Below are 25,875 nucleotides of genomic sequence, written 5' to 3'. Positions count from 1 at the left end.
TCACTCAATCGCTTGATTGTTCGGGGCCTGTCCGGTCGTTGTCATGGCGTCGACCTGCTTGAGGACAAACCCCTTCTCGATGCCGGCCTTGAAGCCCAGCCTTTCATAGAGACGGTGGGCCGCCTCGCGCCCCTCCCCCGACAGCAGCATCACCTTGTAGCAATCCTGCTGCCAGGCCAGTTCAAGCGCATGGGTCAGCAACTGCCGGCTGATGCCCCGGCGCCGAAACGCAGAGGCCGTCACCACGTGCTCTATGATGCCAAACGGCCGGCCACCATTGGTCAGGGTCGCGACCACGCCGAGCTGGCAGGTGGCCGCCAGCTGGCCATCCACCTCCGCCACCAGCAGGTAAAGGTGCGGCTGCGCCAGTAGGGCCGTCAGCGCCGTGCGGGCAGCGTCCGGCGCAAGCGCGGGGTCATGGGGGCGCAACTCCCGATAGAGTGCCAGCAGGCCGGCCATATCCTGCAGGGTACAGCGCCTTATGAGCGTCATCCTTCCTTCTCCTTGAACCATGGCGACACACCGCCACCCTGGACGAGGGTCGCAAACCTCGGGGGCACCATCCCTGCAAATCGGCAAACGCGCCTCAGCGGGTCTTGACCGCCTGCAGCAGCACCGACAGATCCGGCCCAAACTGACGGGTGCGAATGGCCTCACGGATATCACTTTCGCTATAATGGCTGGCCGGATAGAGCAGCACGCAAGCGGTGTCGCCGGGCTTGAGAAAGTGGGTTTCGCCAAACGGGGTATAGCGGGTGGCCCCGATGCTGATGAGGGCATGAGCCGGACGCCCGGCCTGGGCCAGCAGCCCCTGGATGTGCTCTGCCGGCCCCTCGTCCTGCTGATGGTTGAACTTGTCGATGGCCCACGTCAGCAGCTGGCCGTGGAAGTAGCTGTAATCCACCGCCGCGCTGTCGACCCCGTAGGGGTGCAGCTCGCCATCCCGCTCCAGATAGCAGGCGATGCGGTAGTCATCAAGCTCGCAGCCGGCGGCGAAGTGGGAAAGGGGCAACAACGCGGGGGCCAGCCCCTTGCTCTCTTCACCCCAGTTCTTCTTCTCGCTGATCTTTTTGGCGTTGGGACGGCGGATGGAGCAGTCGTTGTAGGCACCAAAGGCGCGCGGGTGGATGGCCACCACCTGCTCTCCTGCGTACTCCAGCTCGCACCAGAGCGCCACTTCCGGCTCTATCTGCACTTTCTCATCGCCGCTCACCGCCGCTTCCGGCAAGAAGATGGCGTCACCGCTCAAGGGGAAGACGCCGAGCTGGCCGGGGTGGCCCGGCACGTAGAAGGGGAACAGCGCCTTGGGAGCGCTGGTGTCACGCACCACCACCGCCACGAAATCCGAGGCCTCGCCGGCCTGCTCCAGATGACCGGCGAAATTGCCCGCCACCCCGAGTCCGATAAACTTGCTCTCTGCTGTCACTTGCATCTTGCTCACCTGCATCTTGCCAAAGCGAAGGCAGCGGCCCGGCACGGGGCGGCTACCGCAAACGTGGCGAGGATTAAAACACAGGGGTCTGCCCTCGCCCAGCCTGCACGCCCCATCCTGTGCGCCAGCGCGAACTTTTGCCGGCCGCTCAGCGAGCTTGTGAGCAACCGCCATGCCCAAACTCACTCGACCGTGTGCGGTGCGCACCCTTGATCACGGTGGCATGCTGCGCATTGATCAACCATGGCCCCCGGAAACAGATCGTTTCCACATCCTGCCGCCTTGCCCCTTGGGCCCGCCCGCCAACTTTGTTAGGCTGCCCGCCATGCCAATCCGCACACTCAAGGATGCCTGCCGATGTCAGCACAGCACTTTCAGGGCCGCTTCGAGGTCGAGTTCAAATACAGGCTCGGCGATGTCGCGGCCTTCACCACGGCCCTCGCCGCCCTCAATCCCGAGGTGATGCTGGAGCGCAATCAGGAGCAGGACACCTACTTCGACACGCCGGACCGCAGCCTGAGCGCGGCCGGCAAGAGCCTGCTGATCCGCGCCATGCAACCCTCCGGCATCCGGCTCTGGATCGTGAAGGGGCCCGAGCCCGATCGCTGCGAGGCGGTCAACATCACCGACGCCGACAAGGCCATCAGCATGCTGCACACCCTGGGTTACCAGCCGATACTGACTCTTCGCAAAGTGCGCAGCATCTATTTCGTCGGCCCCTTCCACGTCACCCTGGATCACCTGGCGGGGCTCGGCGATTTTGCCGAGCTGGCCATCATGACCGATGACGAGGAGCGACTGGTGGAATATAGGCATGCCTTGGAAGCGTTGGCGTCAACACTGGGTTTGAAACAGCGTGAGCAGCGCTCTTACAAAGCGTTATGTGAGCTTAATCAATCAGTCTGTTGATTAGATTTGATATAAAAATCATGCCATTACTCAAATCATCAAACTTATTCAATTAAACAAGGGAATGTATTTTGAAAAACTATGTTACTGCCCTCTTGTCATTACTTGCTGTTGGTTGCAGCTCTACATATCAGCAATCAAATGTGCAAACAATGACCAGCAAGCTCGATCCCAGCCAGGGGGTGCTTATTTCGCAGCCCCAAGATGGCTCATACGAAACAACGCAATATCAAAATTCGGGGAAAATGACTGCTCAGGCAATCTATGCGGCATTTTCCAAGAAAGCTCACAGAGTTGAAATTACCACCCGTTGCCATGGCGAACCTTGCCTGAACGATATTCAACCAACCCAATTCAGATATTACGTAAAACCCGTCATTTTACATTGGGAAGAGAGGGCAACCGAATGGTCAGGCAAACCAGATGTAATTGAAATTCAATTAGTTATATACGACACCCTGAGCAAAAAGAGTATCGCCAACTCGTCGTTTAAAGGAAAAAGCAAATGGGCCACATTTGGTGGTGATCACCCACAGGATCTGTTGCCTGAACCGACCGAGAAATACGTGAACAGTCTCTACTGATTGACTACTGGAATAGAACCATGATCGACAAACTCGCCTGGCTGACCTTCAAGGATCAGCAACTGCTCTGTGCCCGCTCCCACGGCAAGCACATCTACTACATTCCCGGCGGCAAGCGCGAAGCGGGAGAGAGCGACGAAGCGGCACTGATGCGCGAAATCGAGGAGGAGCTGGCCGTGGCCCTCAAGCCCGACACCCTGGCGTTTGCCTGCGAGTTCAGCGCCCAGGCCGACGGCAAGCCAGACGGGGTCAACGTCAAGCTGCGCTGCTACACCGGCGAGGCTGACGGCACGCCCGTCGCCTCGGCGGAGATCGCCGAGCTGCGCTGGCTCGACAGCCGCCATATGGCCGAGATCTCCCCGGTTTCCCGGCTGCTGTTTGCCTGGCTGGTCGAACAGAAGCTCATCCGCTGAGGGAAACCCGCCTGGAGGGCGTGATCGGGCGCACCCGGCGAGCGACAACGACTTGAAATTGGTGGCAGAAACGGCGAGTCTAGCCAGTCATCCTGCCGCCGGTCCCGTTGGCGGCAGGCGCCGCGGCAGACCGGGCCGACGGCGTGAACTTCGTTGACAAGGACTCCTGATGGACATAGTTGAGGTTGATACCACCCAGGGCATCAAGCCTGCCCTCATCACTTTGCTGCAAGACAGCGTGGCCAGTGGCGCCTCGGTGGGCTTTCTGCCGCCGCTGACCGAAGAGCAGGGGCTCGTCTATTGGCAGGGCATAGAGACGGAGCTGGCCGCGGGCAGCCGCCGGCTCTGGGTCGCTTTTGAGCAACACCAGCTGGTCGGTGCCCTCCAGCTCTCGCTGTGCACCAAAGCCAATGGCCGTCACCGCGCCGAGGTGGAAAAACTGATGGTGCACAGTCTCCACCGTGGCCAGGGGGTCGGCCGTGCCCTGATGGCCAGCATGGAGCAAGGGGCCAGAGAGGCCGGCCGTAGCCTGCTGGTGCTCGACACCCGGGTGGGTGATGCCGCCTCCCGCCTCTATCGCCAGCTGGGCTATCAGGAGGCGGGCCAGATCCCCGCCTTTGCCCGCAGTGCCGATGGCACCCTGGCGGCCACCCTCTTCTTCTACAAGCAGCTCTGAGGCTCGCACCACACCTCCACTGAACTGCCGCGCCCTCCCTATGGAGGGCGTGCAGTTTTTCCCTGCATTTTGCCCTTCCAAAACAATCAAATCGGTCAGATGGATTAATTCCGATCCAACTTCAGCCCCATTTGAGCGCCATTTTTCCTTCACCTCACGCCAGGCGAGGCGTATGGTGTGGCAGGAAGACCCGTTTGCATACCAATCGGGTGCCACTTACTGCCTTGAGGAATATTGCATGTCTATCCTGCCTCGTACCGTCACCTCCCCCAAAAAGTTCATCATCGGCCACGATCTGCTGCCCCAACTCCATGATCACGTGAAAGATTTCGGCGACAACGCCCTGCTTGTCAGCGACGAGTTCATTCTGGAGCGGGTGCGGGAAGAGGCGCTGGCCGGCCTGCTGCAGGCGGGCCTGAAAGGAGCGGTCGAGAAGTTCAACTACGAGTGCACCGACATCGAGATCCGCCGCCTGTGCGATCTTGCCGAACAGCAGGGGGCCAACGTCATCGTCGGCATCGGCGGCGGCAAGACCCTGGACGTCGCCAAGGCGGTGGCCTTCTACCTGCGCCGCCCGGTGGTGCTGTTTCCCACCATCGCCTCCACCGATGCCCCCTGCACCGCCCTCGCGGTGATCTACAACCCGGCGGGCGAGTTCGAGCGCTATCTGTTCCTGCCACAAAACCCGGACGTGGTGATCGCCGACACCGCCATCATAGCGGCGGCCCCCGCCCGCTTCTTTGCCGCCGGCGTGGGCGATGCACTCGCCACCTATTTCGAGGCCCGCGCCTGTTACCGGGCCGACGGCATCAATCTGGTGGGCAAGCGCCCCTCCCGCACCGGCCTCGGGCTGGCCCGGCTCTGCTACGAGCTGCTGGGGGAGAACATCGAGCTGGCGATGGACGCGGTGCGCCACCATGTCACCACCCCGGCGCTGGAGCAGACCATCGAGGCCACCATCTATCTGAGTGGCGTAGGCGCCGAGGCGGGCGGCCTGGCGGCGGCCCATGCGGTCAACAACGGCATGTCGGTGGTGCCAGATCTGCACCGGGCCCAGCATGGTGAGAAAGTGGTGTTCGGCCTGCTCACCCAGCTGGTGCTCGAGCGCGCGCCCCAGGCCGAGCTCGACGAGGTGATGCCCATCATCCAGCTGGCCGGCCTGCCCATGACCCTGCAGGAGATGGGACTGAGCCAGTTCGTGGAGAGCGAGTGGCGTCAGGTGGCCAAGCTTGCCTGCGATCCCCTCGACACCATGGGCAACATGCCGATGAGCGTCAGCGAGCAGGATGTCTACCACGCCATGATCGCGGCCAATGCCATGGCCGAGCGCTACCGGGCCCGCCACCCACGCACCTGATCGGCACTCAAGTAATATCGTGATCAAACCGGCAAGGTCGGCCCCTGTGGCCGGCCTTGTCATTCCCCGTCCGACCTGCTGCAATGGCCCTTTTCCCCTTGGGACAAGGAGTCACCATGATATTGGAAGTCGCCCATCTGCAGGTCATCCCCGGTCAGGCTGCCGCCTTCGAGCTGGCATTTTCCCAGGCCCAGCGCATCATCAGCACCATGCCCGGTTACAGCGGACACCAGCTCCAGCGCTCGCTGACCGATCCTCACCGCTATCTGCTGCTGGTCAACTGGCAGCGCCTCGAAGATCACACCCAGGGCTTTCGTGGCTCACCCCAATACCAGCAGTGGAAGGCCCTGCTCCATCACTTCTACGATCCCTTTCCCACGGTCGAGCACTACCGGCAGGTCACGTTCGATGAGACAGAGTTGCGGGAACAGGCACACAGCCAGAGCTAAGGCGGATACCTGGTGCCAGGACCAAGATGACGGCTCAGGCGACATTACCTAGTCAAGTGTGCAACCAGATAAGCGGCGCAGAGGGGCTGTTAACTGAGAGATGAGGAAGGATGATCAGGGGGCCAAGCTGAGCGCGGATCATCCGCGCCCAGACTTAGCCAATGGTGGGAAGATCAGGCCAGCCGCTCGGCCCGCGCCTTGATCAGGGGAGCGGCAAAGGCCTCCTGGGCCGCGATCAGCTGCAACTCATAGGCATCAGCCTGCCAGGTGTGCAGCAATACCGTATCCACCGCCGCGTTGGTGCGCTCGAACGCGCTGACCGCATCGTAACCCGCCTGCAGATTGGCCAGCATCAGCGCGCTGATGAGATCCCCCACGCCTACCGGCTGGCGGGCAAACTCGTAGAGCGGACGGTCGATCAGATAATCCCCCTCGGGGGTAGCCAGCAGCATCTCAAAACGGCCCGGCTCGCGGGCGGCTCGTCCAAGATGTTTGACCAGCACCATCTTCACCCCGCGTGCAAGCAGACGATGGGCGGCGGCTCGGGTCTGGGCCAGATCGGTCAGATGAACGTCGCACAGTGTCTCCAGCTCCAGCAGATTGGGGGCCATGACATCGGCCACCGGCAGCGCCTTCTCGGTCAAAAAGCGGGTCACCCCAGGCGCGACGATGCACCCTTTCTCCGGGTGGCCCATCACGGGATCGCAAAAATAGATGGCGGCAGGGTTGGCGGCCTTGACCGCGGCCACCACCGTCAGGATCTCGTCCCCCTGCTCCGCCGAGCCGAGATAACCGCTCAGCACCGCATCGCAGTGTCCCAGCACCCCGATGTCCGAGAGCCCCATTCTCAGGGCGCTGATATGCCCTGCAGGCATGGCCATCCCCTGCCAACCGGCCGCATATTGGGTATGGTTGGAGAACTGCACCGTGTTGATGGGCCATACCTCCATACCTAGACGGCGCATGGGGAATACGGCAGCACTGTTGCCGGCACAGCCGAACACCACGTGGGACTGGATAGAGAGAATGCGTTTCATCGACATCACCGCAGAGAAGAGTCAGGGGAAAGGCGCAATATATCGGATGAAGATATTGAACTTCCACCCTTGATCAGCACCAACTCTTATTTGGTCTACTAAAGCCTCGAGAAGACACTCGTTGTCACCCACATCCCTCCCCCTCTTTACTGCCATGCTAAAGCCCGAGACAGCGGATGCTACCGGTGTGGTTTCAAATGGTGATGAAATACTCTTGCTTGATGGCATATAAGCTTAATAAATCCGCTCTTTTTGTTGAACCGTGCGATGGCATGCGAACAGGCAGATGGCCGGGTGTAGCCCCGGCCTCAGCAAGGCAGCAAGGCAGCAAGGCAGCAAGGCAGCAAGGCAGCAAGGCAGCAAGGCAGCAAGGCAGCAAGGCAGCGTAGTGAAAGGAAGAAACTACGTCAGCGCAAGTGAGGAGCTCACGGCCGACCAAAGGCAGGATCGGGCTGGTCGGCCCGATCCGGTTTATCAGGGGCGAGCGAAGTGGTAGACCCAGCCCTCGTCCAAAGCCATCTCGGCGGGCCGCGGCACCAGAGCCGGCAACAGGGAGACACTCCCCTTGGCGGCATATTGCAGCGCCATCAGGGCGCAGATGGCGGCATCGTAGCGATCGGTCCCCGCCGTCACATCGGCCGGCAGATGCGGCAGCAACTCGGCACGCACCGCCGATGCCTTGCCCCCCACCTTGGCAAGCGCGGGATAGACCTCCAGCACGGCGCGATCGGCCTGTGGTTGCTGCTTGGGCACCAGCTGCAAATCGGCCAATCGGGGCAGCATGGCGAGCGCCAGGGTCGCGTTGTTGCCGAGCCTGTCGAAGGTGGCCGAGAGGGGTTTCTTGCCATATTGCTCATGGAGCCAGCGTTCGCAGTCCCGGTAGGCATAAGGGTTGTCTATTTCGCGCTGAGGCACGGCGCACTCGGTCGCCCTCCCCGCCAGCAGTTCGCCCAAGGCGCGAGGAAACGCCAGCGGCGCGTCTATCCCCAGCGCCAGCTGCGGGCAGGCCAGCACCTGCAGCAGGTGGATCTCGTCGTGCAGCGCCGGGCGCAGCAAGGCATCCAGATCCGGCGCAACCCGTGAGCTCAGTCGAAACAGGGGCGATACGCCAAACCAGTGCAGCCGCTGTTCACGCGCCTGCCACCCCACCACGGCCACGGCCTGGGCACTGCCCTGCCAGCCTCTTACGTCCCAGCCGATGCCGATGGCATCCATGTGTTCCATTGTCATGCCAGTGTCACCTCTGCACGCTATCAATGCTGCACAGGGTAATGGCTGGCGCCCCTAAAGCAAGGCTGGCGGCGCCGCTTAGAAGGATTTCTTGAAATTGATCAGCGGCAAGATGGGGAAAACCCCGTTCTCGGCGTAGTTGGCGAGGCCGATCTGCAGGCCGTCCAGGTGTTTGGTGGCGTTGATGAAGCCCAGCTGGAAGGTGGTGCGCTCGGCATAGTTGACGAAGCCGACGTTGGCCAGGGCATTGCCCTTGGCGATGTTGACGGCCCCCCAGTTGAGGCCCTGCACATTGTTGGTCAGGTTGACGAAGCCAAGGTTGACCCCCTTGTCCTGACCCTCGTGCCAGTTGAGTGCGTTGATCGCCACCCCGCCAAACTGGTGGCGTACCCGGCCGGCACCGAAAAAGACGCCAAGCTGCAGACCGGTGAATTGATCCACGTCGGAGAGGGCGAAAACGGGCAGATCGATCCCCTTTACCTGACCGGTGCGACCATAGAGAACAGAGGCTCTGGCCCCCTCGACCTGGTGAGACGCGGGCAGATTGACGCCGGGTAGGGAGAGCTGGACAGGGGTACTGGCGTGGGCGACGCCGCCAAGGGCAACAGACCCCAGGGCAAGCAGCAGGCGGGCAGGTTTCATCGGTGCATTCCTCGAGGCTCAGGGAGTGCATCAGCCTACCAGCCCTGCGGCCCGGTAACGAGGTCGAAGCGAACTGGCTGCGTCACCCCTCGTCTGAATCCGGCCAGGCAGACTGGACAGACCAGAGCCAATATTTCGCCAAAAATTAACATTTATATTATTTACATCAAGCCTCATTTGATAACACAATGCTTAAACGTACGTTTGAACAGAGCAAGCGATACGCAACGACTTGAGGATGTAGTCGCACAGTTGTAACCCAACCCGGGCCATAGGCCCTTTTGCAATACCTTCTGCCAACCACGGAGACGCGCGATGAATATGGACGTAATCAAGACCTTTACCGAGCAGATGCAAGGCTTTGCCGCCCCCCTCACCCGTTACAACCAGCTGCTGGCCAGCAACATCGAACAGCTGACCCGGCTGCAGCTGGCCTCCGCCAACGCCTATGCCGAGCTGGGGCTGAACCAGCTGCAGGCCGCCGGCAAGGTGCAGGATGCCCAGAGCCTGGCAGCCCTCGGCACCGTCCAGCTGGAGACCGCCAGCCAGCTCTCCCGCCAGATGCTGGACGACATCCAGAAGCTCAACGCCCTCGGCCAGCAGTTCAAGGACGATCTGGACGCCCTGACTGCCGACGGCATCAAAAAGAGCACGGGCAAGGCCTGATATCCCCCTGGCTGCCCGTTGCGGGCAGCCACATCTCCCCATGCTCCGTCACGACAGGCTCGCCCTGCGCCGGGGATGGGTGAAGGAGAGAACATGAGCCAATCATCTTACGGCCCGTTGTTCGAGGCCCTGGCCCACTACAACGACAAGCTGCTGGACATGGCCAAGGCGCAGACCGAGCGTACCGCCCAGGCCCTGCTGCAAACCAATCTAGACGATCTCGGCCAGGTGCTGGAACAGGGCAGCCAGCAGCCCTGGCAACTGATCAATGCCCAGATGAACTGGTGGCAGGATCAGCTCAAGCTGATGCAACACACCCTGCTCAAGAGCGCAGGCCAGCAGAGCGAGCCGGTCATCGCCCCGGAGCGCAGCGATCGCCGCTTCAAGGCCGACGCCTGGAGCGAGCAGCCCATTTATGACTACCTCAAGCAATCCTATCTGCTGACCGCCAGACACCTACTGGACTCGGTGGATGCCCTCGAAGGGGTGCCCCAGAAGAGCCGGGAGCGGCTGCGTTTCTTTACCCGCCAGTACATCAACGCCATGGCACCCAGCAACTTTCTGGCTACCAATCCGGAGCTGCTCAAGCTCACCCTGGAGTCAGACGGCCAGAATCTGGTGCGCGGGCTGACCCTGCTGGCCGAAGATCTCGAGCGCAGCGCCGATCACCTCAACATCCGCCTGACCGACGAATCCGCCTTCGAGCTGGGTCGTGATCTCGCACTGACCCCGGGCCGGGTGGTGCAACGCACCGAGCTGTATGAGCTCATCCAGTACAGCCCGACCACGGAGACGGTGGCCAGAACGCCGGTGCTGATCGTGCCCCCCTTCATCAACAAGTACTACATCATGGACATGCGGCCCCAGAACTCCCTGGTGGCCTGGCTGGTTGCCCAGGGCCAGACGGTGTTCATGATCTCCTGGCGCAACCCGGGGCCGGCCCAGGCCGACATCGATCTCGACGACTACGTGGTGGACGGCGTCATCGCCGCGCTGGATGGCGTGGAAGCGGCCACCGGCGAGCGGGAAGTGCACGGCATCGGTTACTGTATCGGCGGTACCGCCCTCTCCCTGGCCATGGGCTGGCTGGCCGCCCGGCGCCAGAAGCAGCGGGTTCGCTCCGCCACCCTGTTCACCACTTTGCTCGACTTCTCCCAGCCGGGAGAGCTTGGCATCTTCATCCACGAGCCCATCATTGCGGCGCTGGAGGCCCAGAACGAGGCCAAAGGCATCATGGATGGACGCCAGCTGGCGGTCTCCTTCAGCCTGCTGCGGGAGAACAGCCTCTACTGGAATTACTACATCGACAGCTATCTCAAGGGGCAGAGCCCGGTGGCGTTCGATCTGCTGCACTGGAACAGCGACAGCACCAACGTGGCGGGCAAGACCCACAACAGCCTGCTGCGCCGGCTCTATCTGGAAAACCAGCTGGTGAAGGGGGAGCTCAAGATCCGCCACACCCGCATCGATCTCGCCAAGGTGAAGACCCCGGTGCTGCTGGTGTCGGCCATGGACGATCACATCGCCCTCTGGCAGGGCACCTGGCAGGGCATGAAGCTGTTCGGTGGCGAGCAGCGCTTCATCCTGGCCGAATCGGGTCACATCGCCGGCATCATCAATCCGCCGGATGCCAACAAGTACGGCTTCTGGCAGAACGACGCCGAAGCCGCCAGCCCCGAGGCGTGGCTCGCCGGTGCGACCCACACCCCGGGTTCCTGGTGGCCGCAAATGGCAGCCTTCATCCAGAGCCGGGAAGAGGATCCCACCCCCATCCCCGCCCGCATCCCGAGCGAAGGGCTGGAGGCGGCCCCCGGTGGCTACGTCAAGGTACGGCTCAACCCGATCTTTGCGCCGACTCCCGAGGAGGAGCCCGCATGAGCACGCTCCCCTTCGAAGTGGGCCAGCAGGCCAGCCTGACCAAGCGATTCGGGGCGGCAGAGGTCGCGGCCTTTGCCGGGCTGTCGGAGGATTTCAATCCGCTGCACCTGGATCCCGCCTTCGCCGCCACCACGCCGTTCGAGCGCCCCATCGTGCACGGCATGCTGCTGGCCAGCCTCTTCTCGGGGCTGCTGGGCCAGCAGCTACCGGGCAAGGGCACCGTCTATCTCGGTCAAAGCCTCGCCTTCAAGCAGCCGGTGTTTGTGGGGGATGAGGTGACAGCAGAGGTGGAGATCATCGCCCTGCGCAGCGACAAGCCCATCATCACCCTGGCCACCCGCATCCTGACGGCAACCGGCGCCATCGCCGTCAGCGGGGAAGCCGTGGTGAAGTTTGGCTAAAAGCGGTTTGCCCCATGATCTCAGTCAGCCCGGCCAGTGCCGGGCTGACTGCTATGACGCGTTCCCCCAAAATGCTCTTGCAAGCCACTATTGCCCGCAGACAGCGCCCTTGCCCTTTCCTTGACGGCCCGAACTGCCTAGAATAATCGCCCTGCTGTTTCAGCCATTTATCCACGAGAGGATTTTCCATGGAGACGTTTCTGCTCGAAGGGCACCCCTTTATTGCCCTGTGTGACCTTATCAAACATCAGGGGTGGGCTGATTGTGGCGGCGCAGCCAAGGCGCTGATCGCCGACGGTCTGGTGGAGGTAAACGGTCAGGTGGAGACCCGCAAGCGCTGCAAGATAGTGGCCGGCCAGGTAGTCAACTTCAACGGCATGAAGGTCGTGGTGAAAGAGGGCGTCAGCCCCGAGATCCTCTGACCTCGCTTGAATCTTGAATAAGGGCGCCGACGCGCCCTTTGGCATTCAGCTGGCCTTGATGGAGAGGGTCAGCACAAAGCGCGCCATCGCCTCATCCCCGTTCAGTGACGGACAGGTGGCCACCACCTGGATGGGGCGGTTGATGCGTTGACCACTCGCCAACGACTCGTCGATCATGGCGTCGATCTCCTCCCCGGCCGCGCAGTCAAACTGCACATCCCCCTCGGGCCGCTTCAGAAACTCCCCCTGCACATCCTTGAAGGCGAAGTGCACCTTCTTGCGCCGCTGCCGTCCTTTCTCCATCACCAGCAGACCGCCCACCAGATCGGCGCCGGTGGCCAGCGCACCGAAATACATGCTGCCCAGGTGGTTGCGCGTGCGCCACCCCAGTGGAATGCGAATGCGCAGCGCCTTGGCGCTCATCTCTTCGATGACGGGGGCACAAAAACCGATGACGGGAATGTAGCGCCAGGCAAAGAGCCGCAGCGCCAGGTTGGCCTTCAAACGTTGCAAATCCATATGCGAACTGATCCGATGAGTTAATGTAAACAACATGTTGCCAGCATGGCTGGCGTTCGACAAGGACGCGGATCACGCTGCCGCCATTTCTCCAGCCCAAAAAAAGAGGGAACCGCAGCGGTTCCCTCTTTATTCCTGTGGCGGTCGATCAGGCCCGCTTTTCTTCCAGCCAGGCTCCCTGGCTCTGCATCTCGAAGAGCTGGGCATAGTGGCCGCCCAGCGCCATCAGCTCGCCATGGGTACCCCGCTCGTTCACCTGACCACGGGAGAGCAGCAGGATCTCGTCTGCGTCGACGATGGTCGAGAGGCGGTGGGCGATGGCGATGGTAGTGCGACCACGGCGTGCCGCCGCCAGCGCCGAAGAAAGTGCCAGTTCGGTCTGGGAGTCCACGCTGGCGGTCGCCTCGTCCAGAATGAGGATGCGCGGATCTCCCACCAGGGCGCGGGCAAAGGAGAGCAGCTGACGCTGGCCGGCGGAGAGGTTCTTGCCCCCCTCCTCCATCAGAGTGTTCAGCCCCTCCGGCAGGCTCAGCACAAACTCGGCCAGCTGCACCTCGGTCAGCGCCTGCCAGAGCTGCGCATCAAGGATGCCGTCGCGGCCGAGCCGCAGGTTTTCGGCCAGGGTGCCGACGAAGATGAAGGGATCCTGCTGGACCAGGCCGATGCTGCGGCGCACCGCCGAGAGCGACAGACTCGCCATCGGGTGATCATCGAAGCGGATGGTGCCCTGATCCAGCGGGTAGAAGCCCATCAGCAGGCTGATGATGGTGGACTTGCCGCTGCCGGTGTGGCCCACCAGCGCCAGCATCTGGCCGGGACGGGCAGCAAAGCTTACGTCGCGCAGCACCTGCTGCTCGCCATCGTAGGAGAAGCTCACCCGCTCGAAGCTCACCTGCCCCTTGAGCGGGCGTATCTCGCCCGCGGTGCTCTCGCGCGCTTCATCAAGCAGGGCAAAGACCCGCTCCCCCGCCACCATGGCTTGCTGCAACTGGTTGAGCTGGTTGGTCATCTCGATGAGCGGCTCGATCATCCGCCCCAGATAGCTGATGAAGGCGTAGAGCACCCCCACCTGGATGGCGCCCTCCGCACTCAGTCCCTCGCGGGCAAACAGCGCCAACAGGCCGATCAGCACCATCATGTAGAAGAGGTCGATGAGCGGGCGCAGCAAAATGCCGTTGATCTTGAGGCTCTTGAGGCGCGCAGCCCAGTGCTGCTGATTCACCTCGGCAAAGGCGTTGGCGAAATGGCGCTCCTGCACCATGGCCTGAATGACCGGCATCCCCTGCAGCGACTCGTTGAGGCGGCTGTTGATGTCGGAGAGCAGGCTGCGGGTCGCCCGCACCACAGGCACACTCAGTTTCTGATAGAGCCACATCACGCCGCCCACCGCCGGCAGCAGGCAGGCACACACCAGCATCAGCCGCAGATCCAGCAGCGCCATGGAGATGAGGATGCCGCACAGCAGCACCACCTTCTGCACCAAGAGTCCAATCACCTGCACATAGAGGTTCATGATCGCCTCGGTGTCGTTGGTGATGCGGGAGATGAGCGAACCCGAGCGGTGCTGGTCAAAGTAGCGGGCCGGCAGCCGGATGGCGGTGGCAAACACCTGCTCGCGCAGGCGCTGCACCACCGCCTGGGCGATGCGGTTGAAACGCAGGGACTGCAGGTAGAAACCGGCCGCAGACAATACCTGCAGGCCGAGATAACCGGCGGCGATGGCCGCGATGGCGGGCCACACCAGCTGGCGTGGCGCCAGATAGTCGTCGATGAACAGCTTGATGAGCAAGGGACCGGCCACTTCGGCGCCGGTGGCCAGCAGCAGGCAGATCCCCGCCTGAATGAGCCAGCGCGGATAACGGGCGCAGTACCCGAGCAGTCGTTTGATGGTCGGGTTCACAGGCGCTCCTCCACGTTTTGTTCCAGCCGCTGATGATGAGACACCAGGCCGACATACCGGCACTCAGGCTCGGCGCCACACCGAGTGAAGACGCGCTTGATGAGTGGACTCACAGGCTCTCCTCCACGTCTTGCTCGAGACGCTGGTAACGCACCATGTCGGCATACCAGCCGTTGTGGGCCATCAGGGCGCCGTGGCGACCCCGCTCACTGACATGACCCTGATCCAGCACCAGGATCTCGTCGGCCTGCTCCACCGCCGTCATCCGGTGGCTGACCAGGATCAGGGTACGCTTGTGGGCCTTGAGAGCGTGCAGGATCTGCTGCTCGGTGTGGGCATCCACCGCCGAGAGGGCATCGTCGAGCACCAGGATGGGCGCCTCCAGCAGCAGGGCACGGGCGATGGCGAGCCGCTGTTTCTGGCCGCCGGAGAGGGTCACCCCCTTCTCCCCCACTTCGGTCTCATAGCCTTTGGGGAAACGGCTGATGTCGTCGTGCACGCAGGCGATGCGCGCCACCCGCTCAATCTCCTCCCGGCTGGCATCGGGACGGCCGAGGGCGATGTTGGCGGCAATGGTGGTGGAGAAGAGAAACGGCTCCTGCGGAACATAGGCAAACTGGCTGCGCAGCTCACCCAGCGCCAGTTGCGAAATGGGTGTCTCCCCCATGCAGATCTCCCCCGCGGTGGGGTTGGCCAGCCGCATCAACAGCTTGAGCAGGGAACTCTTGCCCGCCCCGGTGCGCCCGACGATCCCCAGCATGCCGCTGGCTTGCAGGGTGAACTCCACATTGCGCAGCAGGGTGCGCTGCTCGAGCTGGTAGCTGAGCGTCACGGCGCGCAGCGGAAAGGCCGAGGCCAGCGCCACCGGGTGAACCGGCTCTTCGATGTCGCTGCGCTCGGCCAGCAGGCTCTCGATCCGCGAATAGGCGGCGCTGCCGCGCTCGATGATGTTGAACAGCCAGGCGATGGCAAACATGGGCCAGATCAGCTGACCGAGGTACATGGTGAAGCTGGTGAGCTCCCCCAGGGTCAGCTCGTCACGCAGCACCAGGGCGCTGCCGCCGGCCACCGCGAGGAAGTAGGAGCAGCCGATGCACAGGTAAATCACGGGGTCGAACTTGGCATCGATACGGGCCACCGCCATGTTGCAGGCACCCGCCTCCCGGGTCAGTTCGGCAAAACCACGATCTTCGAGCGACTCCACCGCGTAGGACTTGAGCACTCGCACGCCGGAGAGCGCCTCCTGGGTCTTGTTGTTGAGCCGGGAAAAGGCCCCTTGCGCCGCCTTGAACTCCTTGTAGATCTGGGTGCCGAAGCGGTTCATGAAGAACGCCATCACCGGCAGCGGCAACAGGGAGAGCAAGGTCAGCTGCCAGGAGTACTGGCTGCACATGATGGAGAGCACCAGGATCCCGACGATCATGGAGTCCACCAGGGTCAACACCCCTTCCCCGGCGGTCATCTCCACCGCCTGGATGTCGTTGGTGGCGTGGGCCATCAGATCGCCGGTGCGGTGGCGCTGGTAAAAGTCCGGGCTCATGCGGGTGAAGTGGCCAAAGAGCCGGTTGCGCAGCACATAGGCCAACCGGTAAGAGGCACCAAACAGCATGACCCGCCACACGTAGCGCAGTAGATAGATGAGCAGACCCAGGCCGAACAAGCCGGCCAGATAACCGGTCAGGGTGGCACTGTCCAGCGACCCTTTGGCGATGCCATCCACCACCCAGCCCACCACCTTGGGCGGGATCACGGTCAACAGGGCCACCATCATCAACAGTGAGATGGCGACCAGGTAACGCTGCCACTGCTCCTTGAAGAACCAGCCCAGCCTTGCAAATACGCTCACGTAGATATCCTTTGTCGCGGCAGGCCGAGGCTGCCGCCCGTCATGGAAAGCCCAATGCAATCGCCCCCGGCTGGGGGCGATACGAGGAGGTCATGATAGCCTGAAGCAGAAGGCTTGAGAATTATTGCTATTTCACTTGTTACAACAAACGATCATCGCGCTGTTCAAAGGCACCATACGATGCTTCATGCTGCTCTCCGGTCAGCAGGAAGTGAGACACCTCCTCCCGGGTCAGACTGAAGACCTGCTGCAACTGCTCAAGATCCTGTTCGGTGAGCTCTTCCTGCTGGCGCAGTCGCCACTCCAGCTCGCCGGCGAGGATCTGCAGGCGGGAGGCGGAGATGTTGGCGGAAACCCCCTTGAGGGTATGCAACAACCGGCAGGCGATGTCGGGCTGCTGGCGACGCAGGGCGGAGCGGATCTCCCACAGGTCGTCCTTGTGCTCCGACATGAACAGCTTGAACAGGATCTGCAGCGCCTCCTTGTCCTGCTCCAGCCGTCTGAGGGCATCCTCCAGATCCAGTACCCCCATCAGGTCGGGCGGCTTCACCTCCAGCGGCACCAGCCGCTCGCCGCTGGCGCTCTTCACCCACTGCAACAGGTTGTTGTAGAGATCGAGCTTGCTGACCGGCTTGGTGACATAGCCGTTCATCCCCACGCCGAGGCAGCGTTCCCTGTCTCCCGGCATGGCGCTGGCCGTCAGGGCGATGATGGGCACATCGTGCTTGTCCACCATCTTGCGGATTTGACGGGTGGCATCCAGCCCGTCCAGCACCGGCATCTGCAAGTCCATCAGGATAACGTCGAACGGCTGCTCGGCCACCCGCTCGACCGCCTCCCGGCCGTTGCCCACCACGGTCACCAGGGCATCGACCCGGCGCAGATATTCGATGATGAGCTGCTGGTTGACCCTGTTGTCCTCCGCCAGCAGCACCCGGATACCTTGCAACAGCTCGCGAAAATGCTGCTGATCGCCCTGCACCTCGGCCTGGCGGAACTGCTGATCGTGTGAACTGCCGTTGAGCAGCTCGTCCACCTTGGCCAGCAGGGCATTTTCGGTCATCGGCTTGGGCAGGAAGTGGGTCAGCCCCATGCTCTCCATCCGCCCGTGCAACCCCTCCTTGGCCCAGGCACTGGTCATCAGGATGGGCAGCCGGCGCCACTGGCTGTGCTGGTACATCTCGAGCGCCAGATCCAGTCCATCTTCCTGCCCCATGCGCCAGTCGAGAATGGCCAGCCGGACGTTCTGCCCCTCTTCCCGCAGCACCTGACGCGCCCGCGAGAGGCTGTTGACCGCCATCACCCTGGCCCCTGCCCGGCCCAGGATATCCTTGGCCAGGTCAAGCACCAGCTCGTTGTCATCCATCACCAGCACCAGCGGCTGATTCTCAAAGAAGACCCGCCGTCCGGAGACGCCATACACCGCCTTGGTCATGGGGATCTCGAACTGGAACACCGAGCCCGCCCCCGGTTTGCTCTGCACCGTGATCCGTCCTCCCATCAGCTCCACCAGCCGCTGAGAGATGTTGAGGCCAAGCCCGGAGCCGCCATATTTGCGAGTGTTGCCCGCCTCCAGCTGGGTGAAGGGCTGGAACAGCTGGGCCTGTTTCTCCTCGGCAATACCGATGCCGGTGTCGCGCACGCTGAAACGCACCTGCATGGGATGGGGGTTGACCAGGGTGATGGACACCTCCACCTCGCCCCGCTCGGTGAACTTGATGGCGTTGTTGACCAGATTGACCAGCACCTGACCGAGGCGCAGCGGGTCGCCACGCAGAAAGTCGGGCACCGCCGGCGACTTGTTGATGATGACCTCGACATGCTTGCGCTCGGCCAGATCGGCGAACATGCCGGCCAGCGAGTCGATCTGCTCGCTGAGATCGAAGTCGATCTCCTCCAGCGTCAACTTGCCGGACTCCACCTTGGTCAGGTCCAGGATGTCGTTGATGAGCAGCAGCAAGGTATCCGATGAGGATTTGATCTTGCTGAGATAATCTCGCTGCTGTTGATCCAGCTCGGTCTGCAGTGCCAGCGAGCTGAAGCCGATGATGGCGTTCATGGGGGTGCGGATCTCGTGGCTCATGTTGGCCAGAAAGTCGCTCTTGGCCTGGGCCAGCAAACCGGTCTGACGCGACAGCTCGCTCAGCTTCTGGTTGCGCCGCCACAGGGTCACCGCCACCAGTCCGAAGCAGAGCATGGCCCCCCCCAGCACCATCAGATAGAAGCGACTCTTGAGGGAGGAGGCCTGCTCCATCTTGCTCTGTTTCCAGCGCGACAGCCCCTCCAGCTCGTGCATGTCGATGACCTGGTTGCGCAGCACGTGATATGCCACGACCTGATGACTGACATCCTCGCTCAGCTGGGCCAACCCGACTACCTCGGGATAAGCGGGATAGGCTGTCTTGAGACGGCGCTGCAGGGCCTGCAACTGCTGTTGCTCCCCCTTGTCCCAGCTGCGTTTGAGGTAATTGCTGAGCTGGGCCAGCTCGGTCAGATCGATGGCCAGCGGAGCGTCCGCCGGCAGGGTTGCCAGCAGGCCGTTCAGCTGCTTTTGAAAGGGCTGCTCTATGTACTCGATCGCCATCTCCATGGAGTAGAGCTTGGCGAGATCAAGCAGATAGCTGTCGATATCGTGCAACAGCGATTGAGAGTGGGGATTGTCGGCCGAGTCGGGGTCGTTGCGCACCTGGCGCACGAAACTGTCGAGGTTGCTCGACAGCTGATTGAGACGCTGCTGTACATTGCCGTCGTTGGCCTTTTCGCGCCCCAGCAGATAGACGGTATCGGTATTGACCCGGTTGAGGATCAACTCCGCCGCCACGCTGAGCTCCGAGGCTTTCTGCTGCTGGCTGAGCAGTTGCCAGCAATAGCCGGAAAACGCCAGCAGCGATACGATGATCAGGCTAAGTACAACACGATTGACCCGTGTCACATTATTCATCCCGTCTCGATTCTCATGTCATGGCCATGCATCCACCGACATCACGTCGCTACGGGATCACTGGCTGTGAAAGATAATTGACTGCTATGTTACCGTTACTCTGCCCTGACAGTGCAATAAAGATGTTGCAGGGCTTATGCATACAGGAATCAATTATGTCATTTATCACTACCTATTGTAGCCATTGCTTCACTAGGAACCGCCTGCCCGAGGAGAAGGTGGATTCAAACGCGAAGTGTGGTCGCTGCAAGAGCGGACTGTTCGCCACCACCCCGGTCACCGGCCAGGAGCAGCAGTTCGATACCCTGATCCAGTCCGACATCCCGGTCGTGGTCGACTTCTGGGCCAGCTGGTGTGGACCATGCCTTCAATTTTCACCTGTTTTTCAACAAGTTGCCAGTGAACTTGAGCCAAAAATCCGCTTCGTCAAGGTCGATACCGAGCAACAGGCCGCCATCGCGGCCCGCTACGCCATTCGCAGCATCCCCACCCTGATGGTATTCAAGCAGGGCAAGATGCTGGCTCAGCGCAGCGGCTCCCTGCCCCCCAGTCTGTTCAAGGAGTGGCTTGCCTCCTTCCTGAACAGCCACGAATGATACAAACTTGTTTAATTTATGTTTTATTTGTGTTTTAACTTATCTTGACTCTGTGAGTCTCGGCATGCTTTGACCAGATCCCCCTGTTTCAAACGGGGGGATGAATGTAATCTCGGCAACACAACAACAACCATAAATTAACCGAGAGAACGATATGCACACATCTGCAGTACCCTCTACTACCCCATCACGCTGGCTGGACGTCAAATCCGGGATCGTCATCCTGGATGTCCTGCTGCTCTGTGCCATGCTCGCCTGGCTGCCGTTTGACCCCAACGTCAACAAGGGGCTGGGGATCCTGGTCTTCATCGCCATTCTCTGGCTGACAGAAGCAGTCAACATCACCATCACGGCCCTCTCCATCCCGGTACTTGCGACCCTGCTCGGGGTGTTTGACATGAGCAAGTCCCTGACGGATTTCGCCAACCCGGTGCTGTTTCTCTTCTTCGGCGGCTTCGCACTGGCTGCAGCCCTCTCCAAACAAGGGCTGGATACCCAGATCGCCGCCAAGGTGATGCAGCTTGCCAAGGGTCACCTCGGCTGGGCCGCCATCGTGCTCTTCACCATCACGGCCGCCCTCTCCATGTGGATCAGCAACACCGCCACCGCCGCCATGATGATGCCGCTGGCCCTCGGCATGCTCAAAGGCATCGACGCCCACAAGGAGCGCCGCACCCTGGTCTTCGTTCTGCTGGGGGTCGCCTACAGCGCCAGCATCGGCGGTATCGGCACCCTGGTGGGCAGCCCGCCCAACGCCATCGCGGCCGCCCAGATGGGGCTGGGTTTCACCGACTGGATGAAGTTTGGCATCCCGGTGGTGCTTATCTTCATGCCGGTGGGCATCGGCCTGCTGTATCTGGTGACGCGCCCCGACCTCTCCCATCAGGTCAGCACCGAGAAGGTGACCATCCAGTGGACCGGTCAACGCAAGATCACCCTGCTCATCTTCCTGACCACGGTACTGCTGTGGATCGGCTCCCAACCCATCGCCAAGGCAATGGGGGGCATTCCCCAGTTCGATACCCTGATCGCCATGGGCGCCATCGTGGCCATTGCCATCAGCCGGGTGGCCAGCTGGGATGACATCAACCAGAACACCGACTGGGGCGTGCTGATGCTGTTCGGCGGTGGCCTCACCTTAAGTGCCATCCTGAAGCAGACTGGCGCCAACGCCTTCCTGGCGGAACACCTCTCCAACGGTCTGGCCACCATGCCTATCTTCATCATCCTGCTCTGCCTGGCCGCGTTCGTGGTGTTCCTTACCGAACTGGTCTCCAACACCGCCACCGCCGCCCTGTTGGTGCCGCTGTTTGCCGGGGTCGCCGAGGCGCTGGGGGTCTCCCCCATCGTCGTTTCCGTGCTGATCGCCGTCGGCGCCTCCTGCGCCTTCATGCTGCCGGTGGCCACCCCGCCCAACGCCATCGTGTTCGCCAGCGGTTACATCAAACAACGTGAAATGATGCGAGCCGGCCTGGTGCTGAACCTGGTCTTCACCGTCATTCTGACCATGCTCGCCTACTTCATGGGCGACATACTGCACTGACAAGCCAGATACCAAGGCCCCTGACGGGGCCTTTTTTATTGCCTCTCTCGCCTGCCGACACTCGAGTGCGCACCTTTTCCCCGTCCTCAAGCCCCCTCATTCGACGTCACACGTCCTCGAACACCAGAACCGCACGCAGGGGGTGGCAATGGGCAGTCGGGCAGTCGGGCAGTCGGGCAGTCGGGCAGTCGGGCAGTCGGGCAGTCGGGCAGTCGGGCAGTCGGGCAGTCTACTTTTCTCCCGAGTTCACACAACCAACGTCGCCCATGCCCAATAAAAAACCCCCGCATGGCGGGGGTTTGGGTTTGCTCTCTGGTCAGCCGATGCTGCAGGGCTTCAGGTTCCAGATCCGATCCACATAGTCCTGGATGGAGCGGTCGGAGTTGAACTTGCCCATGGTGGCCGAGTTGATGATGGCCTTCTTGGCCCACAGTGCCGGATCCCGATACCAGGTATCGATCAGCTTGTGTGCTTCCGAGTAGGAGGCAAAATCGGCCAGCGTCAGGTAGGGATCCCCCCCTTCCAGCAAGGAGCGCTTGATGGAGGAGAGCTCACCCGGACGACCCGGCGTGAAGTAGTCGGTATCAAACCAGTCCAGCACGGCTTTGAGCTCGGAGTTGGCGTAGTAGAAGTCATACGGGTTGTAACCACGCCCCTTCAGTGCCTTCACCTCGTCCACGTTCAGACCGAAGATGGCGCAGTTCTCGGCCCCCGCCTCTTCGGCGATCTCGATGTTGGCGCCGTCCAGGGTACCTATGGTGATGGCACCGTTCAGGGCCATCTTCATGTTGCCGGTACCAGAGGCTTCATAACCGGCAGTGGAGATCTGCTCGGAGACATCGGCCGCCGGGATCAGCTTCTCGGCCAGGCTCACCCGGTAGTTCGGCATGAACACCACTTTCAGCTTGCCCTGAATGCGGGTGTCATTGTTGACCCGCTCCGCCAGCTTGTTGATGGCGTAGATGATGTCCTTGGCCAGCTTGTAACCGGGCGCCGCCTTGGAGCCGAAGATGAATACCCGCGGATGCATGTCGTAGTCGGGGTTGGCCAGCAGACGACGATAGAGCGCCATGATGTGGATGAGGTTCAGTTGCTGGCGCTTGTACTCGTGCAGACGCTTGATCTGGACGTCGAAGATCGCCTCGGCACTGACCTCGATACCGGTTTCCGCCTTGATGACCTTGACCAGCTTCTCCTTGTTGTGGCGCTTGATGGTCATGAACTGCTTCTGGAAGGCCTTGTCGTCGGCAAACTTGGTGACGCTGCGCAGCTTGTCCAGTTGCAGCGGCCACTCCTTGCCCACCACTTCGTTGTAGAGTTCGGCCAGTTCCGGGTTGCAGGCCAGCAGCCAGCGACGCGGAGTCACGCCGTTGGTGACGTTGCACATCTTCTCGGGCCACAGCTCGGCATACTCGGGGAAGAGATCTTCCTTCACCAGCTTGGAGTGGATCTCGGCCACGCCGTTCACCTTGGAGGAGCCGATAACACACAGGTTGCCCATGCGCACCTTGCGCACCGCTCCCTCTTCGATGATGGAGAGCTTGGCCTTGATGGCGTCGTTGCCCGGCCACTTGGGCTCCACCAGCTCGCCCAGGAAACGGGCGTTGATTTCGTAAATGATCTCGAGATGGCGCGGCAGCACCTTCTCGAACAGGCTGACCGACCACTTCTCCAGCGCTTCCGGCAGCAGGGTGTGGTTGGTGTAGGAGAACACCTGGTAGCTGATGGCCCAGGCCGCTTCCCAGGTCAGCCCCTCTTCGTCCACCAGCACCCGCATCAGTTCGGGGATGGCGACGGTGGGGTGGGTATCGTTGAGCTGAATGGCGATCTGGGCGGCAAAGTTGCTGAAATCGGCGCCATGCACCCGCTTGTAGCGACGCATGATGTCCTTGATGGAGCAGGCACAGAAGAAGTACTGCTGGATCAGGCGCAGCTCTTTGCCCGCGTCGGTCTCGTCGTTCGGATAGAGCACCTTGGAGATGGTCTCGGCCTGGGCTTTTTCCGCCTGGGAGTCGATATAACCACCAGCGTTGAACACGTCCCAGTCAAAAAACTCGGAGGCGCGAGACTCCCACAGGCGCAGGATGTTGACGGTATGACCGCCAAAACCGACTACCGGAATATCCCAGGGCACCCCTTTGATCTTGCGACCGGCGTGCCACACCTTCTTGAGGCCGCCGTTGTCACCAAAGACGGTCTCCACGTAACCGTAGAGCGGGATCTCCTGCACCGATTCCGGGCGGCAGATCTCCCAAGGGTTGCCATATTCGCGCCAGGAGTCCGGACGCTCAATCTGACGGCCATCCTGAATTTCCTGACGGAACAGACCGTGCTCGTAGTGGATGCCATAGCCGACCGCCGGGTAGTTCAGGGTCGCCAGCGAATCGATGAAGCAGGCGGCCAGACGGCCCAGGCCGCCGTTGCCGAGTGCCATGTCGGGCTCTTGTTCACACAGATCGGTCAGTTCCAGACCGAGTTCGCCCAACGCCTCTTCGCAAATCTTGTACAGGGAGAGGTTGTGCAGGTTGTTGGAGGTCAGGCGCCCCATCAGGAATTCAGCAGAGAGATAGTGAATTGCACGAGTATCTTTCTTGAAGTGAGTCTGCTGAGTGCGGGTCAGGCGCTCGTACACCTGTTCGTTGACGGCGGCTGCGGTCGCTTTCCACCACGCTTCTGGCGAGGCTTTCTGTTCGCTTGTACCCAAGGTAGAACGCAGGTGACGCACGATACTCGCCTTGAGCTGATCTTTATCCAGTTGGAGATCCTGGTCTGTCTTCTTCTTGGTAGCCATAAACCATTTCCTTCGTTACAGAATAATAAATTGTTATCCCATCAGGGACCGGTGCTGTTGTTATCTGAGAATATGTTCCGGCGTGGGCATACTAGCTAAAGCCGCAGCTTGAAAAGTTAACGCAAGTCACACTTTAACGTATAAAAATGACAGTTCAAGTTTGAAAACCCTTTCCTGAAACCTGCAAACACAAACCCATCATTTCCTTTAAAATCAAAACCTTAAGTCTATATCGCAAATATAAATTCATGAATAGGTTTTCAACGATTGCCAAGCGCTGAAAATCCATGAAAATAACTGAAAATTCAGCGCACATTGAAAACGATTTCAATGTGCGCCATTCATGAAAAAATAGAACAGTGCCATTCGGGGAGTGTTCGCCGATCAACCGTGAGCCTTGAACTGGTTGCTCATGGGATCGTAGTGGTAGCCAATCTGCAACAGGCGGGTGGCAAGCTGGTCTTCCGTCATGTCGTAATAGGCCAGCAATTCCTCCAGCCCGTCGCACTCCAGGCGCAGCTTCTCATTGATGATCCCGAGCAGGATATTGGCATCCAGTCGTTGCAAGGTGCTGACGTCCATCCTCATCTCTCCTCTGTACAGGACATACTGTATAACCATGGGCGCCCCTGCCCGCTTTGTCCATAGCCTGAAAAACACCCACCTCAAGATTGAAGTTTATATATTTTAAAATCAATTAGTTAACTTCTTTCATTACCGTTCAGATCACATTTTTGGCCACAAACGGCTTGTCACTACTGCGAACAACAACTACTGTATGCGCATACAGCATGGTTATTCATACAGGAAAACATATGAGCCAGCCCATGAGCCACACCCTTGTCTCCGTCGCCAGCATGAGCACCCCCTGGCCCACTCGCCATCAGGGCAAGCAGGACGAATATCGCCACTCTGCGAGCCTCACCCGGGAGCCGCCGCTGCTCGATGAGCTGGTGCGCTTGAGCCAGGGTGACACGGGCTGGATCCTGCTCATTGCGCCACCCGGTCTGCCCGTGGCCAAGCAGTTGCAGGCACAGGGGATCAATCCGGCTCGGGTACTGGTGGTACACAGCCCCAAGATCAAGAACTGGCAATCCACGCTGGAGCAGAGTCTGGGCAACGGCCGCTGCGCCGCCGTGCTGACCTGGCTGCCGGAACAGGTCACGCTGGATCGGGCCAAGCTGAGCACGCTGGGGCAACGCTGTGGCGTATTGACCCGTTTCTTCGAGCCAGTCGCCTCCTCTCCCGCTCATGCTGGCTCGCTGGTCTATGGTGGTCAGGATGTCTATCTCAATCACTGACCCCCAACCGTGTGAGGAGATGGGTTGTTCAGGTAGATTGATGATGACTTTTTAATTGGGTGATGAATCGTTTGCCAATCACCGATTAATAAAAGCCCTTGCTACCAGACAACAGTGGCAAGGGTGAAGAGGCGCCAGCCGACTGACGGACGTGGGATCCAGCGTTGACAGCCTTGTGCACCACGCACAGAGAGCGTCAGTTGGTAGTTGGTAGTTGGTAGTTGGTAGTTGGTAGTTGGTAGTTGGTAGTTGGCAGTTGGCAGTTGGCAGTTGGCAGTTGGCAGTTGGCAGTTGGCAGTTGGCAGTTGGCAGTTGGCAGTTGGCAGTTGGCAGTTGGCAGTT

The 25,875-nt window shown here is 60.9% G+C and carries 24 protein-coding genes; 13 read left to right on the top strand and 11 right to left on the bottom strand.

Going from position 1 to position 25,875, the window contains the following annotated elements:
• Together AB5Y81_RS20715 and AB5Y81_RS20710 are read right to left on the bottom strand one after the other, a co-directional pair.
• The gene (locus AB5Y81_RS20715; protein WP_010634100.1) at window positions 1–492 is read right to left on the bottom strand and encodes a GNAT family N-acetyltransferase; all 492 of its coding nucleotides are present in this window, start codon (window positions 490–492) and stop codon (window positions 1–3) included.
• A gap of 94 nt (window positions 493–586) precedes the next feature.
• A complete protein-coding gene (locus AB5Y81_RS20710) occupies window positions 587–1,432 on the bottom strand; it encodes a DUF5718 family protein (RefSeq protein ID WP_042889058.1) in 846 nt (281 codons plus the stop codon).
• 357 nt (window positions 1,433–1,789) lie between these two features.
• Here AB5Y81_RS20710 and AB5Y81_RS20705 point away from each other — a divergent pair, with 357 nt between their 5' ends.
• The 6 genes from AB5Y81_RS20705 (at window position 1,790) to AB5Y81_RS20680 (ending at window position 5,820) form a co-directional block, all read left to right on the top strand.
• Complete coding sequence (locus tag AB5Y81_RS20705) at window positions 1,790–2,341, top strand: class IV adenylate cyclase (protein WP_010634102.1); 552 nt, start codon at window positions 1,790–1,792, stop codon at window positions 2,339–2,341.
• A gap of 71 nt (window positions 2,342–2,412) precedes the next feature.
• The gene (locus AB5Y81_RS20700) at window positions 2,413–2,925 is read left to right on the top strand and encodes a DUF4823 domain-containing protein (RefSeq protein ID WP_081050876.1); all 513 of its coding nucleotides are present in this window, start codon (window positions 2,413–2,415) and stop codon (window positions 2,923–2,925) included.
• Window positions 2,926–2,945: 20 nt separating this feature from the next.
• Window positions 2,946–3,338, top strand: coding sequence for an NUDIX domain-containing protein (locus AB5Y81_RS20695; RefSeq protein WP_010634103.1), 393 nt, complete (start codon window positions 2,946–2,948; stop codon window positions 3,336–3,338).
• Window positions 3,339–3,507: 169 nt separating this feature from the next.
• The gene (locus AB5Y81_RS20690) at window positions 3,508–4,014 is read left to right on the top strand and encodes a GNAT family N-acetyltransferase (protein WP_139397554.1); all 507 of its coding nucleotides are present in this window, start codon (window positions 3,508–3,510) and stop codon (window positions 4,012–4,014) included.
• A 238-nt stretch (window positions 4,015–4,252) separates the two neighbouring features.
• On the top strand, window positions 4,253–5,371 hold the full coding sequence (locus AB5Y81_RS20685; protein ID WP_368146806.1) for a glycerol dehydrogenase: 1,119 nt from the start codon (window positions 4,253–4,255) through the stop codon (window positions 5,369–5,371).
• A gap of 116 nt (window positions 5,372–5,487) precedes the next feature.
• Window positions 5,488–5,820, top strand: a complete 333-nt coding sequence (locus AB5Y81_RS20680; RefSeq protein WP_139397550.1) for an antibiotic biosynthesis monooxygenase — start codon at window positions 5,488–5,490, stop codon at window positions 5,818–5,820.
• A gap of 173 nt (window positions 5,821–5,993) precedes the next feature.
• Here the strand turns inward: AB5Y81_RS20680 and pdxY are convergent, their stop codons facing one another.
• The 3 genes from pdxY to AB5Y81_RS20665 form a co-directional block, all read right to left on the bottom strand.
• A complete protein-coding gene (gene pdxY, locus AB5Y81_RS20675; protein ID WP_279484401.1) occupies window positions 5,994–6,857 on the bottom strand; it encodes a pyridoxal kinase PdxY in 864 nt (287 codons plus the stop codon).
• Window positions 6,858–7,331: 474 nt separating this feature from the next.
• A complete protein-coding gene (locus AB5Y81_RS20670; protein ID WP_368146804.1) occupies window positions 7,332–8,087 on the bottom strand; it encodes a DUF429 domain-containing protein in 756 nt (251 codons plus the stop codon).
• A gap of 78 nt (window positions 8,088–8,165) precedes the next feature.
• Complete coding sequence (locus AB5Y81_RS20665; protein WP_017765419.1) at window positions 8,166–8,729, bottom strand: hypothetical protein; 564 nt, start codon at window positions 8,727–8,729, stop codon at window positions 8,166–8,168.
• Window positions 8,730–9,044: 315 nt separating this feature from the next.
• Here AB5Y81_RS20665 and AB5Y81_RS20660 point away from each other — a divergent pair, with 315 nt between their 5' ends.
• The 4 genes from AB5Y81_RS20660 to ybcJ all read left to right on the top strand — a co-directional run bounded on the left by AB5Y81_RS20660 (window position 9,045) and on the right by ybcJ (window position 12,096).
• A complete protein-coding gene (locus AB5Y81_RS20660) occupies window positions 9,045–9,395 on the top strand; it encodes a phasin family protein (RefSeq protein WP_005300428.1) in 351 nt (116 codons plus the stop codon).
• A gap of 93 nt (window positions 9,396–9,488) precedes the next feature.
• Window positions 9,489–11,273, top strand: coding sequence for a class I poly(R)-hydroxyalkanoic acid synthase (locus tag AB5Y81_RS20655; protein WP_279484403.1), 1,785 nt, complete (start codon window positions 9,489–9,491; stop codon window positions 11,271–11,273).
• A complete protein-coding gene (locus AB5Y81_RS20650) occupies window positions 11,270–11,674 on the top strand; it encodes a MaoC family dehydratase (RefSeq protein ID WP_010634109.1) in 405 nt (134 codons plus the stop codon). Before AB5Y81_RS20655 ends, AB5Y81_RS20650 begins: the two co-directional genes overlap by 4 nt.
• 188 nt (window positions 11,675–11,862) lie before the next feature.
• Window positions 11,863–12,096, top strand: coding sequence for a ribosome-associated protein YbcJ (ybcJ, locus tag AB5Y81_RS20645; protein ID WP_005300419.1), 234 nt, complete (start codon window positions 11,863–11,865; stop codon window positions 12,094–12,096).
• A 45-nt stretch (window positions 12,097–12,141) separates the two neighbouring features.
• On the opposite strand, the gene AB5Y81_RS20640 is transcribed toward ybcJ, so the two are convergent.
• The 4 genes from AB5Y81_RS20640 to AB5Y81_RS20625 form a co-directional block, all read right to left on the bottom strand.
• Window positions 12,142–12,615 carry a DUF4442 domain-containing protein gene (locus tag AB5Y81_RS20640; RefSeq protein ID WP_005300417.1) on the bottom strand — a complete coding sequence of 158 codons (474 nt, stop codon included), beginning with the start codon at window positions 12,613–12,615 and terminating at the stop codon, window positions 12,142–12,144.
• Window positions 12,616–12,763: 148 nt separating this feature from the next.
• Window positions 12,764–14,515, bottom strand: coding sequence for an ABC transporter transmembrane domain-containing protein (locus tag AB5Y81_RS20635; RefSeq protein WP_279484404.1), 1,752 nt, complete (start codon window positions 14,513–14,515; stop codon window positions 12,764–12,766).
• A gap of 109 nt (window positions 14,516–14,624) precedes the next feature.
• Window positions 14,625–16,361: an ABC transporter transmembrane domain-containing protein gene (locus AB5Y81_RS20630; RefSeq protein WP_279484405.1), complete on the bottom strand. Its 1,737-nt coding sequence runs from the start codon at window positions 16,359–16,361 to the stop codon at window positions 14,625–14,627.
• A gap of 139 nt (window positions 16,362–16,500) precedes the next feature.
• Entirely contained in the window at window positions 16,501–19,302 is a 2,802-nt protein-coding gene (locus AB5Y81_RS20625; RefSeq protein WP_010634113.1) for a response regulator, read from the bottom strand.
• 155 nt (window positions 19,303–19,457) lie between these two features.
• Between AB5Y81_RS20625 and trxC the strand changes: the two genes are divergently transcribed.
• Together trxC and AB5Y81_RS20615 are read left to right on the top strand one after the other, a co-directional pair.
• Window positions 19,458–19,898: a thioredoxin TrxC gene (gene trxC / locus AB5Y81_RS20620; protein ID WP_117405922.1), complete on the top strand. Its 441-nt coding sequence runs from the start codon at window positions 19,458–19,460 to the stop codon at window positions 19,896–19,898.
• Window positions 19,899–20,052: 154 nt separating this feature from the next.
• Window positions 20,053–21,441, top strand: a complete 1,389-nt coding sequence (locus AB5Y81_RS20615; RefSeq protein ID WP_005300397.1) for a DASS family sodium-coupled anion symporter — start codon at window positions 20,053–20,055, stop codon at window positions 21,439–21,441.
• Between the two features lie 316 nt (window positions 21,442–21,757).
• Here AB5Y81_RS20615 and AB5Y81_RS20610 read toward each other — a convergent pair whose 3' ends face one another.
• Both AB5Y81_RS20610 and AB5Y81_RS20605 read right to left on the bottom strand, forming a co-directional pair.
• Window positions 21,758–24,232, bottom strand: a complete 2,475-nt coding sequence (locus tag AB5Y81_RS20610) for a glycogen/starch/alpha-glucan phosphorylase (protein ID WP_005300394.1) — start codon at window positions 24,230–24,232, stop codon at window positions 21,758–21,760.
• Between the two features lie 384 nt (window positions 24,233–24,616).
• Window positions 24,617–24,814, bottom strand: a complete 198-nt coding sequence (locus tag AB5Y81_RS20605; RefSeq protein ID WP_005300391.1) for a DUF4250 domain-containing protein — start codon at window positions 24,812–24,814, stop codon at window positions 24,617–24,619.
• Between the two features lie 233 nt (window positions 24,815–25,047).
• Between AB5Y81_RS20605 and AB5Y81_RS20600 the strand changes: the two genes are divergently transcribed.
• Window positions 25,048–25,533: a cell division inhibitor gene (locus AB5Y81_RS20600; RefSeq protein ID WP_017782657.1), complete on the top strand. Its 486-nt coding sequence runs from the start codon at window positions 25,048–25,050 to the stop codon at window positions 25,531–25,533.
• Window positions 25,534–25,875: the final 342 nt, after the last annotated feature.

Origin of the sequence: Aeromonas sp. s2, from assembly GCF_040907935.1 — a bacterium.
Classification (GTDB): Bacteria; Pseudomonadota; Gammaproteobacteria; order Enterobacterales; family Aeromonadaceae; genus Aeromonas; species Aeromonas dhakensis.
Note: the sequence above shows the minus strand (reverse complement) of the source record. Positions and strands in the feature narration are given on the sequence as shown.

Bases quoted from the DNA above. Each gene is read 5' to 3' on its own strand.
- AB5Y81_RS20640 (WP_005300417.1), bottom strand. From the start codon at position 12,615: ATGGATTTGCAACGTTTGAAGGCCAACCTGGCGCTGCGGCTCTTTGCC.
- AB5Y81_RS20615 (WP_005300397.1), top strand. From the start codon at position 20,053: ATGCACACATCTGCAGTACCCTCTACTACCCCATCACGCTGGCTGGAC.
- AB5Y81_RS20600 (WP_017782657.1), top strand. From the start codon at position 25,048: ATGAGCCAGCCCATGAGCCACACCCTTGTCTCCGTCGCCAGCATGAGC.
- AB5Y81_RS20650 (WP_010634109.1), top strand. From the start codon at position 11,270: ATGAGCACGCTCCCCTTCGAAGTGGGCCAGCAGGCCAGCCTGACCAAG.
- AB5Y81_RS20655 (WP_279484403.1), top strand. From the start codon at position 9,489: ATGAGCCAATCATCTTACGGCCCGTTGTTCGAGGCCCTGGCCCACTAC.
- AB5Y81_RS20680 (WP_139397550.1), top strand. From the start codon at position 5,488: ATGATATTGGAAGTCGCCCATCTGCAGGTCATCCCCGGTCAGGCTGCC.
- AB5Y81_RS20625 (WP_010634113.1), bottom strand. From the start codon at position 19,302: ATGAATAATGTGACACGGGTCAATCGTGTTGTACTTAGCCTGATCATC.
- AB5Y81_RS20710 (WP_042889058.1), bottom strand. From the start codon at position 1,432: ATGCAAGTGACAGCAGAGAGCAAGTTTATCGGACTCGGGGTGGCGGGC.
- trxC (WP_117405922.1), top strand. From the start codon at position 19,458: ATGTCATTTATCACTACCTATTGTAGCCATTGCTTCACTAGGAACCGC.
- AB5Y81_RS20605 (WP_005300391.1), bottom strand. From the start codon at position 24,814: ATGGACGTCAGCACCTTGCAACGACTGGATGCCAATATCCTGCTCGGG.
- AB5Y81_RS20685 (WP_368146806.1), top strand. From the start codon at position 4,253: ATGTCTATCCTGCCTCGTACCGTCACCTCCCCCAAAAAGTTCATCATC.
- AB5Y81_RS20695 (WP_010634103.1), top strand. From the start codon at position 2,946: ATGATCGACAAACTCGCCTGGCTGACCTTCAAGGATCAGCAACTGCTC.
- pdxY (WP_279484401.1), bottom strand. From the start codon at position 6,857: ATGAAACGCATTCTCTCTATCCAGTCCCACGTGGTGTTCGGCTGTGCC.
- AB5Y81_RS20690 (WP_139397554.1), top strand. From the start codon at position 3,508: ATGGACATAGTTGAGGTTGATACCACCCAGGGCATCAAGCCTGCCCTC.
- AB5Y81_RS20665 (WP_017765419.1), bottom strand. From the start codon at position 8,729: ATGAAACCTGCCCGCCTGCTGCTTGCCCTGGGGTCTGTTGCCCTTGGC.
- AB5Y81_RS20610 (WP_005300394.1), bottom strand. From the start codon at position 24,232: ATGGCTACCAAGAAGAAGACAGACCAGGATCTCCAACTGGATAAAGAT.
- ybcJ (WP_005300419.1), top strand. From the start codon at position 11,863: ATGGAGACGTTTCTGCTCGAAGGGCACCCCTTTATTGCCCTGTGTGAC.
- AB5Y81_RS20715 (WP_010634100.1), bottom strand. From the start codon at position 492: ATGACGCTCATAAGGCGCTGTACCCTGCAGGATATGGCCGGCCTGCTG.
- AB5Y81_RS20670 (WP_368146804.1), bottom strand. From the start codon at position 8,087: ATGACAATGGAACACATGGATGCCATCGGCATCGGCTGGGACGTAAGA.
- AB5Y81_RS20705 (WP_010634102.1), top strand. From the start codon at position 1,790: ATGTCAGCACAGCACTTTCAGGGCCGCTTCGAGGTCGAGTTCAAATAC.
- AB5Y81_RS20660 (WP_005300428.1), top strand. From the start codon at position 9,045: ATGAATATGGACGTAATCAAGACCTTTACCGAGCAGATGCAAGGCTTT.